The 13,881-nt window shown below is 24.4% G+C and carries 17 protein-coding genes; 4 read left to right on the forward strand and 13 right to left on the reverse strand.

Features of this window, described 5'->3' with window-relative positions; translation table 4 throughout:
- Window positions 1–509 precede the first annotated feature (509 nt).
- The 6 genes from ACFEL5_RS03720 to ACFEL5_RS03745 all read right to left on the reverse strand — a co-directional run bounded on the left by ACFEL5_RS03720 (window position 510) and on the right by ACFEL5_RS03745 (window position 5,339).
- Window positions 510–1,103, reverse strand: coding sequence for a hypothetical protein (locus tag ACFEL5_RS03720; protein WP_375315725.1), 594 nt, complete (start codon window positions 1,101–1,103; stop codon window positions 510–512).
- A gap of 65 nt (window positions 1,104–1,168) precedes the next feature.
- Window positions 1,169–2,695 (reverse strand): hypothetical protein, encoded by a 1,527-nt coding sequence (locus ACFEL5_RS03725; RefSeq protein ID WP_338967186.1) that lies wholly within the window; start codon window positions 2,693–2,695, stop codon window positions 1,169–1,171.
- Window positions 2,696–2,985: 290 nt separating this feature from the next.
- Complete coding sequence (locus ACFEL5_RS03730; RefSeq protein WP_338966716.1) at window positions 2,986–3,930, reverse strand: IS30 family transposase; 945 nt, start codon at window positions 3,928–3,930, stop codon at window positions 2,986–2,988.
- A 155-nt stretch (window positions 3,931–4,085) separates the two neighbouring features.
- The gene (locus ACFEL5_RS03735; RefSeq protein ID WP_375315726.1) at window positions 4,086–4,250 is read right to left on the reverse strand and encodes a hypothetical protein; all 165 of its coding nucleotides are present in this window, start codon (window positions 4,248–4,250) and stop codon (window positions 4,086–4,088) included.
- Window positions 4,251–4,364: 114 nt separating this feature from the next.
- Window positions 4,365–4,868 carry a UPF0236 family transposase-like protein gene (locus ACFEL5_RS03740; RefSeq protein ID WP_375315727.1) on the reverse strand — a complete coding sequence of 168 codons (504 nt, stop codon included), beginning with the start codon at window positions 4,866–4,868 and terminating at the stop codon, window positions 4,365–4,367.
- 45 nt (window positions 4,869–4,913) lie between these two features.
- Entirely contained in the window at window positions 4,914–5,339 is a 426-nt protein-coding gene (locus ACFEL5_RS03745; RefSeq protein WP_375315728.1) for a transposase family protein, read from the reverse strand.
- Window positions 5,340–5,407: 68 nt separating this feature from the next.
- On the opposite strand from ACFEL5_RS03745, the gene ACFEL5_RS03750 reads away from it, so the two are divergent.
- The 3 genes from ACFEL5_RS03750 to ACFEL5_RS03760 all read left to right on the forward strand — a co-directional run bounded on the left by ACFEL5_RS03750 (window position 5,408) and on the right by ACFEL5_RS03760 (window position 6,817).
- Window positions 5,408–5,611, forward strand: a complete 204-nt coding sequence (locus ACFEL5_RS03750) for a helix-turn-helix domain-containing protein (protein ID WP_375315520.1) — start codon at window positions 5,408–5,410, stop codon at window positions 5,609–5,611.
- A 90-nt stretch (window positions 5,612–5,701) separates the two neighbouring features.
- A complete protein-coding gene (locus tag ACFEL5_RS03755; protein ID WP_375315085.1) occupies window positions 5,702–6,646 on the forward strand; it encodes an IS30 family transposase in 945 nt (314 codons plus the stop codon).
- Window positions 6,647–6,817, forward strand: a complete 171-nt coding sequence (locus tag ACFEL5_RS03760; protein WP_375315729.1) for a hypothetical protein — start codon at window positions 6,647–6,649, stop codon at window positions 6,815–6,817.
- Here ACFEL5_RS03760 and ACFEL5_RS03765 read toward each other — a convergent pair.
- Both ACFEL5_RS03765 and ACFEL5_RS03770 read right to left on the reverse strand, forming a co-directional pair.
- Entirely contained in the window at window positions 6,777–7,199 is a 423-nt protein-coding gene (locus ACFEL5_RS03765; protein ID WP_342224593.1) for a transposase family protein, read from the reverse strand. The genes ACFEL5_RS03760 and ACFEL5_RS03765 overlap by 41 nt on opposite strands.
- Before the next feature lie 2 nt (window positions 7,200–7,201).
- Window positions 7,202–7,594: a transposase family protein gene (locus ACFEL5_RS03770; protein WP_375315730.1), complete on the reverse strand. Its 393-nt coding sequence runs from the start codon at window positions 7,592–7,594 to the stop codon at window positions 7,202–7,204.
- Between the two features lie 160 nt (window positions 7,595–7,754).
- On the opposite strand from ACFEL5_RS03770, the gene ACFEL5_RS03775 reads away from it, so the two are divergent.
- On the forward strand, window positions 7,755–7,931 hold the full coding sequence (locus ACFEL5_RS03775; RefSeq protein WP_375315765.1) for an integrase core domain-containing protein: 177 nt from the start codon (window positions 7,755–7,757) through the stop codon (window positions 7,929–7,931).
- 699 nt (window positions 7,932–8,630) lie between these two features.
- Here ACFEL5_RS03775 and ACFEL5_RS03780 read toward each other — a convergent pair.
- The 5 genes from ACFEL5_RS03780 to dnaG form a co-directional block, all read right to left on the reverse strand.
- Entirely contained in the window at window positions 8,631–9,419 is a 789-nt protein-coding gene (locus ACFEL5_RS03780) for a pyrroline-5-carboxylate reductase family protein (protein ID WP_375315731.1), read from the reverse strand.
- A gap of 65 nt (window positions 9,420–9,484) precedes the next feature.
- On the reverse strand, window positions 9,485–10,042 hold the full coding sequence (gene efp / locus ACFEL5_RS03785; RefSeq protein ID WP_342190035.1) for an elongation factor P: 558 nt from the start codon (window positions 10,040–10,042) through the stop codon (window positions 9,485–9,487).
- 2 nt (window positions 10,043–10,044) lie between these two features.
- The gene (locus ACFEL5_RS03790; RefSeq protein ID WP_338967955.1) at window positions 10,045–10,722 is read right to left on the reverse strand and encodes a tRNA (adenine(22)-N(1))-methyltransferase; all 678 of its coding nucleotides are present in this window, start codon (window positions 10,720–10,722) and stop codon (window positions 10,045–10,047) included.
- Window positions 10,723–10,724: 2 nt separating this feature from the next.
- Entirely contained in the window at window positions 10,725–12,080 is a 1,356-nt protein-coding gene (locus ACFEL5_RS03795; protein ID WP_375315732.1) for a sigma-70 family RNA polymerase sigma factor, read from the reverse strand.
- Entirely contained in the window at window positions 12,081–13,862 is a 1,782-nt protein-coding gene (gene dnaG / locus ACFEL5_RS03800) for a DNA primase (protein WP_375315733.1), read from the reverse strand. It lies immediately after the preceding gene.
- Window positions 13,863–13,881: the final 19 nt, after the last annotated feature.

A 13,881-nucleotide genomic window follows, 5' to 3' on the forward strand; every position in this document is an offset into this window, starting at 1 on the left:
ATGGTACTAACTTCTAAAATAAGAAAATTTAAATTAAAAATAATAAAACTAGTTAATAATCATTGTGGTCAATAATTATTTAATAAACTAATCGTAAAAACTATTAAAAAATAAATTATTCATAAAACAGCAATTATGATGACTCATATTTTCAAAAAATTTTCTTCTTTAACTTTTAACATTACAATAAGCGTAATTAATGTTAAAACTGCTGTCAAACCACAACTACTTAGTCCTAAATAATATGAATTTTTAAAAAAATTTCTATCCGCTATTAAACCAATAATAAATTTATCAATTTGCAAATTTTGTCCTCAACCAAAACCAATGAAATAACTTAAGCATAAAAATAAAACAACATTAATAATTATTAATAACCGCAATGTTATTTCTCTTTTAGTATTTCATCAAACTTTTAATGTTGGTTTTTTTATTAATTTAAAACTCACTTATATCACCACTTTTCATCATCTTTTATAACATTTTAAATTTAATGTTCAAAATAATATTTAAAGAAAATAACTTTCAATAATTGCTTTTTCTAAATCACGCGACAGATTTTTCATTTTCCTTAATAACAATAGCGCTCCGCTTATTAATAAAATAAACCCCACAATACTTAAAATAATACTATTATTTAGTCCGATATTATAAATTCTTAAATAAATACTAAATGCAAAAATAAGACAAAAAATAATAATACCAGTTAAAATAAACACAATTGACCAACTTTTAATACTAGCAATAGTTTTGCACACTAATAATGGAATAATAAAAAATAATGACGATAATAACGCCATAATCGTTGAAAAAATAAATATTATGGAAATAATAATCATTCTAACTGTTATTGTGACTTCACTATTAAAATCTAAAAATCATTTCGCATAATTAATAGCATTTAAAAAAATAGTAACAATAAATAAAACCTGACTTAAAATTAATATTAATCGTGCCATTATTTCTAAAAATGAACCATAGTAAATTCTTGTGGCATTAATATCTTGCTTTAAAGTAATAATGCGATTATTACTTTGATCTAATCGTTTTTTACCTAATTCATAAATATCATTACTTTCATTTAAATCATTTCTATTTAACATTTTTAACCATTCTTTCATTATTTAATAACACAATATTTTTAGCAACAACACTAACAATAATTTCTCTAAGCAAAAAAACTAATTCCCATTAAAATAATTTCTTCATCATTAAACCCAATAATATTCACAGTATATTTGTAGGCATTAAAATTAATCTGCTTAATTTCAATAATGTTTAACTTCCTTTTTAAATTTAATAAATTAAGATAATGATTTTCCGATAATATTGGTAAACTAACATCATCAATAATATTAAATTTTTTATTAGTTACAAGATAATTATAAAGATAATTATAAATTCCTTTTTTTACTCTATCTTTTCAATTATCATTTAAAAATTCTCAATCTTGAATTTTCTCTAAAACAAGTTTTGGAAATGAAATAGCAAAAGCAATATATTCAGCAATAGTTTTGTTGCGCTTCTGTTTCAATCGATTCGTTGAACTAATTAATAATTTCTGACTAGCAACTTTATTAGTATAATGATTAGTTACAATAAAAGGCTGAATTGGCAATTGCTCATAGGATTCATATAACTTATCAAGTTTAATATTAGTACTAATAAAATAAATATAAATTACTAAATCAGAATAATAAATTTTATTTTCTTCAATAAGAACTTGTGATGCATCATATAACTTTTCTCTAAAAGTATCTCAATCATTAATACTAGCACACTCATTAAGACATTGTGTAGTAATTATTGGTTTAATCTTAATATCATTATCAAACTCAATTGGATTTGCAAAAATAAAATCTCTTAATGAATCATTTACTTCGCGATAAATTTCTTTTCCTAATACTTTATCAGTAAACAATACCCGTTCACTAGTTAAATAACCAGTAGTAGCATTAGTTATATTATTTTGAGAAATTTGCTCTCTAGACCCTTGAAATGAATAAAAGTCAAAATAATTTTTATAAAACACATTTGTATTAATAATTTTTAAATTAAACGATAGTGAAAAAATATTAGCATTAACAACTTCATAAATATCAGGCCGATTAATCTCATATCTTTCAATATCTTTAACTAACACTTTTTTTATTTTCACATCATCTTGAATAAAACTATTATCAATTTCTTTACTATTTTCAGCAGTAAGATATTTATAACGATAATCAAATTTTTTATAAGTTTTATTATTTGTCTGTAAAAATTTATTATTTTGAACATAATTTTTAAAATATTCTAATACTAAATTCTCTAATTCAATAAGCCGTAAACTTTTAAACTTATCATAGTTTTTAACGTTAATTTTAGCACCATCTAAAAGTAACCTATCATTAACAATCCCCGGTGCTGAATCATCATCAGGAATTGGTTTAACAGTTAACCCTTCACCATCATCAGGATTAAGAATTTTAGGACTAATATCGGGAATTTTTTTATTATTAGTATCTTCTAAACTAATAGCATTGGTAAAAACACTAACCATATCTAATGTTAATAAATATACACCTGGAATAATTATCGCAATAACTGTAAAAGTTAAAATTAATCCTAATCACAATTTATTTTTACTAGCAATAGTTACTTTTTTAGTAATCTTATTAATATTTTTTCAATGGTTAGAATTTTTTTTAATCAATATCATTTTCTCCTTTCAAAAATTATTAATAGTTTTTAATTTTATTCAACATTTACTTTTTAATTTTATATTTTTTATCAATTTAATGCAAATAATAACAAAATAAAGGTCGCGTTTAGTTTTCTTAGGTATTGCTTTGAAGAAGTAAAACAATCAGCTAATTACATTATTTAATTACTAAACTAACCTCGCCTTTCTTGTTATTGTCATTTTTATTCATTACCATTTTATCATATTATTGAATTTTTACACAATAAAAATTAAATGCCAAATTGTAAAGTTAAGTGCAACTAAATTATTTTTCTAACCAAATATTCGATTGGCGAAAGATAATTTAGTATTTTTCTTGGTCTTTGGTTTAAAGACAATATAAATTTATGAACTGCATTTTTAGTAGTGTTTGAAAAATTAAATTTTTTAGGAAATTTTTCTCTAATTAAACCATTAGTATTTTCATTAGTACCTCTTTGTCAAGGTGAATATGCATCAGCAAAATAAATTTTCACATTTAAATTTTTTTCAAGTTGTTGTCAATTAGCAAATTCTTTACCCCTATCAAATGTTATAGTCTTAACAAGATTATTTGGAAGAATTGATAAATAATGACTAATATTTTTGTTAATAACTTTAGTAGTTCTATTTTCAACTAATATTGCTAAAGTAAATCTTGATGTTCTTTCAACTAAAGTTATTAAACATGATTTACTTTTACCTCGTGATGATACTACAGTATCACCTTCTCAATGGCCAAGAGTTATGCGATTATTAACATTTCGTTCTTTAATGGATTTACCATTAAATTTACCCCGATTTTCTTGAGATTTTCGTTTCTTACCTTTTCTTCTTAAATTTTTACTAGTAACCTTTTCAAGTAATCCAGAATAAATTCAATTGTAAATTGTTTTAAAACTAATAATTCATTCTTGATGAAAATTTTTAATTCTGCCATAAATTTGTTCAGGCGATCAACCTAATAATAATTTTTGTTGTACATATTTTACTAATTCTCTATTTTTAAATTTATGAAAATAAACATGTAATTGTTTTCTATTTTCTGCTTTATTTTGTGCAATTAATGAAAAATAATGATTATTATCTTTATTTCTATTAACTTCTCGATTAATAGTACTAATACTTCGATTAAGATTTTTAGCTATTTCACTAATTTTTACTTTAAATTTCAATTGATTCTCAATATAAATTCTTTCATCTATGCCAAGATGTTTGTATCCCATATAAAAACTCCTTAAATTTACTTTTTCTAAAATAAACTTAGCATCATGAAATTTTTATATGAAATCTTTTGCAATTTTATTTACTTGCACTTACAAGTATAATTCAGCTAATATTATTAAATTTTCACTAATATATATTAATTTTATATTTTTACTTACTTAAATCTATTATATTTATTTGTTACAACATTACCTTTATAATTAATTCAACTATCATCATTTTTATTATTATATTTATTTCATAATGAATTTTTATATATTTCTTTTCTGATTTCTATTTCTGAATTAATATTTTCATTAATATAATAGACTTGGTACATAACTATAACATTTTATGCCGACTAAACTATAAAATTCATTTTTATCTTTGTATTTATCTAACATTTGTATTTCATCTAAAAAATAATTATCAAAATAGTAGATAAAATTAAAGGTTATGTACCAAGTCTAATATAATATAATACATTTAATTTGTTTAAATTTGCCATTCTTAAATGTAATAGGTTATTTAAATTCTTATGATTATATATTTTTGCCCCATATCCTAATTGTTGTTTTACTAAATGCGATACGTCACTTTCAATGCTACAACCGATATTTCATTCTAAATTTTGATGATGAATACCATGCTTATTATTTTTAAAATAATTACTCGCCCTCCTTAAATTTGTTTTAATATCTTTATTTAATTCATTTTTAGCAACATTCCGAATACTTTTTACTAATTCTTGATGATTTCCATCCTTATATAATTTAATTCAACTATTTAGTGTTACTTTACGATTTTCAAAAATAATATTAAATGCTGTTTGTTTTAATTTTTTAATAGCGTGATAACCGTCTAAAATATATCTAACATTACCAAAACTATTGGCAATTTCTCTAATTCAAGCATCACCATCGCCACAAACAATTATTTTGTCATAATTAATATTCATATAATGTTTTTGTAATTCTCTAATAGACTTGGTACATAACTATAACTAGCTTAATTCAAAATTATATATTCCTGAAATTAAGTTAAATCGTAATCCAAATCTTCTAATCTTATTGCGATAACGATAAACTAGTATTTTAAATCTTTTTAATCTAGCAAAAACATGTTCAATGGCAATTCTAACTTTACTTAAAAAGCTATTATATTCCTTTTTATCTGGATTTAAGGGATTATTTTTACTCTTTTTAATTGGCAATAATGTATTTTTATGAACATTTTGCAAACCTTGATAGCCTGAATCGGCAATTAATTCTAATTTTGGATTTATAAGTGTATTTGATTTTAAAAATAACTTATAATCATGAATACTGCCATAACAAAAATCTACTGAAATAATTTTATTGTTAAATAAATCAATAATTATTTGTGATTGCTGAATTATACTTGTAAGTGCAAGTAAATAAAATTGCAAAAGATTTCATATAAAAATTTCATGATGCTAAGTTTATTTTAGAAAAAGTAAATTTAAGGAGTTTTTATATGGGATACAAACATCTTGGCATAGATGAAAGAATTTATATTGAGAATCAATTGAAATTTAAAGTAAAAATTAGTGAAATAGCTAAAAATCTTAATCGAAGTATTAGTACTATTAATCGAGAAGTTAATAGAAATAAAGATAATAATCATTATTTTTCATTAATTGCACAAAATAAAGCAGAAAATGCTGAATTATACTTGTAAGTGCAAGTAAATAAAATTGCAAAAGATTTCATATAAAAATTTCATGATGCTAAGTTTATTTTAGAAAAAGTAAATTTAAGGAGTTTTTATATGGGATACAAACATCTTGGCATAGATGAAAGAATTTATATTGAGAATCAATTGAAATTTAAAGTAAAAATTAGTGAAATAGCTAAAAATCTTAATCGAAGTATTAGTACTATTAATCGAGAAGTTAATAGAAATAAAGATAATAATCATTATTTTTCATTAATTGCACAAAATAAAGCAGAAAATAGAAAACAATTACATGTTTATTTTCATAAATTTAAAAATAGAGAATTAGTAAAATATGTACAACAAAAATTATTATTAGGTTGATCGCCTGAACAAATTTATGGCAGAATTAAAAATTTTCATCAAGAATGAATTATTAGTTTTAAAACAATTTACAATTGAATTTATTCTGGATTACTTGAAAAAGTTACTAATAAAAATTTAAGAAGAAAAGGTAAGAAACGAAAATCTCAAGAAAATCGGGGTAAATTTAATGGTAAATCCATTAAAGAACGAAATGTTAATAATCGCATAACTCTTGGCCATTGAGAAGGTGATACTGTAGTATCATCACGAGGTAAAAGTAAATCATGTTTAATAACTTTAGTTGAAAGAACATCAAGATTTACTTTAGCAATATTAGTTGAAAATAGAACTACTAAAGTTATTAACAAAAATATTAGTCATTATTTATCAATTCTTCCAAATAATCTTGTTAAGACTATAACATTTGATAGGGGTAAAGAATTTGCTAATTGACAACAACTTGAAAAAAATTTAAATGTGAAAATTTATTTTGCTGATGCATATTCACCTTGACAAAGAGGTACTAATGAAAATACTAATGGTTTAATTAGAGAAAAATTTCCTAAAAAATTTAATTTTTCAAACACTACTAAAAATGCAGTTCATAAATTTATATTGTCTTTAAACCAAAGACCAAGAAAAATACTAAATTATCTTTCGCCAATCGAATATTTGGTTAGAAAAATAATTTAGTTGCACTTAACTTTACAATTTGGCAAACAAAAACAAATTGGTGGTAGACCAAATAAATTATCAATAGAGCAAAGATTACTTATGACTTTAGAATACTGAAAAGAATATAAGACTTGGTACATAACTATAACTAGCTTAATTCAAAATTATATATTCCTGAAATTAAGTTAAATCGTAATCCAAATCTTCTAATCTTATTGCGATAACGATAAACTAGTATTTTAAATCTTTTTAATCTAGCAAAAACATGTTCAATGGCAATTCTAACTTTACTTAAAAAGCTATTATATTCCTTTTTATCTGGATTTAAGGGATTATTTTTACTCTTTTTAATTGGCAATAATGTATTTTTATGAACATTTTGCAAACCTTGATAGCCTGAATCGGCAATTAATTCTAATTTTGGATTTATAAGTGTATTTGATTTTAAAAATAACTTATAATCATGAATACTGCCATAACAAAAATCTACTGAAATAATTTTATTGTTAAATAAATCAATAATTATTTGCGATTTTAATGAATGTTGCCTTTTCTTACCAGAAAATAATAATTTTAGTTTTTTTTAATTCTTTCAATTGGAATTTCTGTAGCATCAATTGCTAATAAATTATTCTTAGTAACTTTATGTTCCAATAATATCTTTTTGCCAGGTATATGAAAGTGACTATTTTTTATTAGAGTATTTTCAACTCAAAAGATATTACGAATACAACTAACATGACTAATATTATATTTTTTTGCAATAATACGATATGTACTATATTCTTTTCAGTATTCTAAAGTCATAAGTAATCTTTGCTCTATTGATAATTTATTTGGTCTACCACCAATTTGTTTTTGTTTAGCTTTAGCTTCTTTTAAAATTTCTACCATTTTCATGAAAGTTTTATATTTTATGCCTATTAGACTATAAAATTCATTTTCGTCTTTGTATTTATCTAACATTTGTACTTCACCTAGTAAATAATATTATCAAAATAGTAGATAAAATTAAAGGTTATGTACCAAGTCTAAAGTAAAAGAAAGACCTTTTACGGCCTTTCTTTCAAGGAATGGGGTTATCCATGAAACCACTCCAATTCGTTCGCCACAAAGTAACGGTAAAATTGAGCGGTTTCATCAACATTATACTAAATTATTTTATGTTAAGGATAAAAAACTAAATCAAAACGAACTACAACATTTCTTAAATCAATATTATTACTATTACAACTTCCAACGCTGTCATTCAGCATTACAAAATAAATCACCATTTCAAAAATTACAAGAATTAATAAATTAATTTCTCCTTTTTTAATATTTTTCTTGATTGTACTAAACATCTGTGGTATATTACAAATTGAAAAAAGATCAGTAAGAGAAGAGAATTTATTTACTGTTGCTTCGTTTGCTTTTAAAATATAAGTGTTATTCTTTGTTCCAAAATAAACATCATCATTACTAGTAATAGCAATACTGCGAACAACACTACTAACGCCTTCAATTTTAGTTGCAGTAGTTGCACCAACTTTCAAAACATATGCGCCATTGCTAAAAGTACCAAAATAAATATTCTTATTGCTATCAATAGCAACGACACGAATATGGCGATATTCATTAACATTTAAAGCATCCTTACATAATAATTTTGCTTTGTTAGTTTTTTGGTCAATAACATAAGCACCGTGATAAGTTCCAAAATAAATGTTATTATTAACACTAGCACCTGCAATAGTACTCACATTATGAAGTAATTCCTCCTTATTACTTATTATGATTTCTTCACCAAGCGGTTTAATATCATTATTAATAACAGTCTCGATATTACTTGTTGGCACTGGTAATGTTGGTGCTGTTAAACTCATTATACTTGCAATAGATAATAATACTTTCATTTGTCAGCTCCTTAAATATGATTATTTACCATAAATTTTAAGATTTTGGATTAGAAATATTATACTATTTTTTTGATAATTTTTATTTATTTTTGATAATTTTAATTTTAGATACTATCTTCTAGTTGTTTACTCCTTAACATACAAGCATTTACAGCATCACTAATAATATTTTGCAAGTTATTAGTTTCAAAAACTTTAATTGCTGCCATTGTTGTACCATCAGGCGATGTTACATTTTCTTGCAATTTTTTTAGCTCTAAATCACTATTTAAAATATTTGTCGCAACACCAAGTAATAAACCACCAACAATTGTTTTGGCTTCATCTTTACTAAGATTATTATTTTCAGCAATTTCTATTAACGGTTGTAATCAATGATATAAATAACCACTAGCACTACCACAAATAGCAATAAACAAATGAATTTGTTTTTCACTTAATGAAATGGTTTTACCACAATAATTAAAAATGTTTAATGCTTGCTCATTAGCAATAACATTACCCTCTTCACAAATCATTGTCATTGAATTATTAAACTGACAAGAAGTATTGGGCATTACTCTTGTAACCTCACAATCTTTAAATATTGTTTTTAACAATGTCATATTAATTCCCGATGCCACAGAAATTATTATTTTCTGAGTAAATAAATTTGTTAACTGCTCTTTTAATTTTAAAATATCTTGTGGGGTTAATGCTAAGATAATTATTTCACAATCCCTTAAAAATTCTCATTGTTTACTTACACTAATATGACGATTATTTCAATATTGAAAACTTTTATCACTATTAATAACAACTTTAATATTTTCATTAGTAAAAGCATTAGTATTTAATAACCCATCAATAATTGCTTTCCCCATATTACCAGCACCTAAAAATCCAATTTTCACTTTAATTAACTCCTTTATATGTTTGTAATAATTATGACATAAAAAAAATAACCTTTTAGGTTATTTTAAGCTCGGTGCTGATATTTACCATCAACTGTGGAAACAACAATATAATCATCTGTATTAATAAATAATGGTACTTGTAATGCTAATCCAGTTTCAGCAACTGCTCTTTTGCTTGGCGAAGAACTACTATCACCTTTAACAGCCTGTTCAGCTTCAATAATTTTTAAAGTTACTTTATCTGGTAACGAAATCGTTAAAATTTCATTATCATATTGTAATACTTGAACTGGTAAATTAGAAGTTAAAAACTTTAATTCTCATGCCATTTTTGTTTTATTAATTTCAACTTGTTCATAACTTTCATTATCCATAAAAATCAAGTTATTGCCATCACTATATAAATATTGCATCACGCGTTTATCAAGATGCGCCCGTTCAACTTTATCACCACTAGTAAAAGTTAAATTAATAATTGCATTGCTTCGCAAATTTTTAACTTTAGCTTTAACATTTGCTTGGCCTCTTCCAGCTTGAGCACGACCAGTATCTAAGACTAAAAATAGATTACCACTATGTCTAAAAGTCATGCCATTGCGTAAATCATTAACATTAATCATCTTTATTTCTCCTTTTGCTTTTGCAATTTATTTCTAATTAACAAAACTTGTAAATTCATTATGGCATTAATTTGATTTGGGGTTAATTTATTGATAATATTTTCATAATGAAAAAGTTTGTCGGTTCACATTTTGTTAAATAATAACTCATATTTATTTTCTAAATTTAGTCCAAACATAATTTGTTCATCACTAACAATTAAACAACCGTGCGTTTTATTAATAACAATAATCTCATAAATAAAATTATTATCTTTAATTAATAATTCGTCTTCAATAAAATAATTGTGGTCTTGGACTCATTTACGAATTTTAGACATTTCATTATTTGTTTGAATTATATAACGATTAATTGATTGATAATCATTAGTTAAAATATTAATAATTGTCTTGGCACCTAATCCCGCAATAATAACACAATTAATGTTATCACTAGCATTAATTCATTTAATGCCATCTCCTAAAATTGGAAAAATATTATTTTGTAATTGATTTTGAATAATATTTTTCTGAGCTTGTACTAATGCTTTAGGATTAATATCACTAACAAAAATATTATTCATTCCTTTTTTCTTTACTAAATAAATAGCAACTAAACCGTGGTCACAAGCAATATCAGCAACAATATCATTAGGATTAACTAAATTAGCAATTGTTGCTAAACGATGAGATAGTTTCATTATTAACCTTTATAAAAATCTTTCAAAACTCTTGACTTTGAAGGACTTCTTAGTTTGCGACAAGCTTTAGCTTCAATTTGACGAATTCTTTCTCTGGTAACACCAAATTCACTACCAACTTCTTCTAATGTTTTTGGTGAATCATACTTAGTTAAATGTTTATCAATAACATAATCATTTAAATTAATTACCTTTTCAATTGGCGTATCAAACTTAAAATCTAAATTCATTATTTCACTAATTAATTCATCTTTTTCGCTTCCCTCTTCTGCTAAATCAACTAGCGATCGAATTTTAGTTGGTAGTAAACCAAAACGCATCCGAATAACCTTTTCCTCGCGTTTATTTAAGATTTCTTCAAAAACCTTATCTAATTGTTCTCGTAATGATTCTCGTTCAGCATAATCATCTGGTGAAAAAATATCTTTGTCTTCAACAAAATCAGCAAAGTGTGTATCATCTTCTTCGCCAATTGGTTTTTCTAAAGAAACTGGTTCCATTGATAATCGTTTAATTTCACGAACTTTTTCAGCAGTCATTCCCAAACCAATTTTTTCTGCAACTTCAGTATGGGTTGGTTCCCGACCTAATTCTTGAGTTAATTGGCGTTCAATTCTTGTTAATTTATTAATAGTTTCCACCATATGAACCGGTATTCTAATCGTTCTTGCTTGATCAGCAATCGCTCTTGTAATTGCTTGACGAATTCATCAAGTTGCATAAGTAGAAAATTTAAATCCTCGGCGATAATCAAAACGATCAACTGCTTTCATTAAACCAATATTTCCTTCTTCAATTAAATCTGAAAAATCTAAACCACGATTAGTATGCCTTCTAGCTACTGAAACAACTAACTTTAAGTTAGAAATAATTAACTTATTTCGTCCATATTGTTTAATTTCAAGATCAGATGAATCCAACATTCTTGCATATTTTACTTCTTCTTCTTTTGTTAAAATTTTACTTGAACCTAAACGATTAAAGTAGGCTTTAATAATGTCATGAATTTTAGTTTCATTAGAAATACTTGGACCATTATTTTTAAAGTTAATAATAATATCATCATCTTCATCAAAAATAGCTCGCTCTTTAACAATATCATCATCTTCAAAATCAGAATGTTCTAAATCAATATGAACTTCAACTTCATCATCATCAACTAAATCGGTTCAAACAACACCATCATTTTGTAGTTCATTAATAAAAGATTCTAAGAGTCCATCTTCAATATCTAACATTTCAAATGCTTTTAAAACCTCTTCTTGACTAATATGATTATCATTTTTTTTAATCTTTTTTAATAAGTCATACTTAATCTCATCAAAAGTTTTTATTTTTTTAAATATTCTTTTTCGCATCTATTGACCACTCTTTTCTCTTTTAATATTTTTTGACAAACTAATAATTTTTTCCCCAATTGCTATTTTTTCATTAACATTATTAGTTGCTAATCATTTTTTTGCTCATTTATCTTTTTCTAATTTAATTAAATAATTATAAATAGTTTCTTGACAATCATTAATTAACTTAGGGCGATAAACAAATTCTTGTTTATTATAAAGACTATAAATCATTTCTAACGACTTTTTTACTTGTTCTTGTTGTAATGATTTTAGAAAATCTTCATAATTTACTTTTCCTGCTTGCGGATTTTTATCATATCAACTAATAATTTCTGATAATAAAACTTTTTTAATGGGATCAATTAAGGAAAAATTATTTAATTCGCTATTAGTTAATGTTTCTTTTGTATAAAGTAACGAAAATATAATAATATTTTCCGATTTCTCAATCGGATTTAAATATAAATTCTTATTAGCCCCAGCATTTTTAGGATTTATTTTATCAGTAGTTTCTATTGTTTGCTTAGCAAACAATGTTTGTTCAAGGATTTTTTTATTCAAATTAGTTATTGTTTCCAACTTATTTAAATAAAAATTTACTTCAACAGCACTATGTAATAACTGAAAAAATGGAGTAACTTTTTTTAAAAGTTCAGTCACATTATCAATTTTCTTTAAATCTAAATTATTTTGAAAATAATTTAAAACAAAGTCTAAAGGATGAATACTATTTTTAATTAAAGCGCGAACTGCTACTGCACCTTCTTTTTTAATTAAATCATCGGGATCCAATGTTGTTGGATTGTTTACTACTTTAACATTAAATTTGTGATATCATAATTCACTAATCATTTTAAACGCAGCTATAATTCCAGCATCATCACCATCCAAAAATAAAATAATTTCATTAGTAACCTTTTTTAATATTGAACAATGTTGTGCACTTAAACTTGTTCCCATAATGGCAACGGCATTGTTAATGCCAATTTTGCTTAAAGCAATAATATCCATAAATCCTTCACAAATTAATAAATACTTATCTTGATGCAAATGATTTTTTGCAAAACTTAAGTTATACAATAATTGATTTTTTTTAAAAATATTAGTTTCTAAGGTATTCATATATTTTGGTTGTTGATTTTCCAAATATGAACGGCTCGAAAAACCAATGATATTATGTTCTATATCACGAATCGGAAACATAATCCGATTTCTAAAATAATCATTAAAATGATTATTTTGATAAACAACTAAACCAGAAATAACTAATTCACTAGGTTTATAACCTTTTTGTTGTAAATATGCTACTAGTCCATCTTCGCTAGGCGCCAATCCAATACTAAATTGTTCTCTTAACTTATTATCAATATTTCGCTGTTCTAAATATTTTTTTGCTTGAATACCAATTTTGCTATCTAAATGATACATAAAGTATTCACAAGCTAAAGCATTAATCGCAAATATTTTCAAAGTTTCACTATCATATTTATTTTTTGTTCATTGCTCTAATTCTTGTAAATCAATATTTACAAGTGCTGCTACTTCTTTTAAAGCTTCTAAAAAGGAAATTTTTTTATATTTTTGCAAAAAAGTAAATACATTCCCAGAAGCTTGACAAGAAAAACACCGATAAATTTGTTTTTCAGGAGAAACACTCATTGAAGGCGCATTGTCTTCGTGAAAAGGACAAACTGTTCAATAGTTACGACCTTTTTTTTGCAATTTTAAATATTGACCAATAATTTCAGTAATATTAGTTCTCGTTCTAATGAGAGAAATTTTTTCAGGATTAACCATACTAGCTTTATTTCTCCTT

The sequence above is a fragment of the Spiroplasma endosymbiont of Tipula paludosa genome (genome assembly GCF_964264785.1).
In the GTDB taxonomy this organism is placed as follows: domain Bacteria; phylum Bacillota_I; class Bacilli_A; order Mycoplasmatales; family Nriv7; genus Nriv7.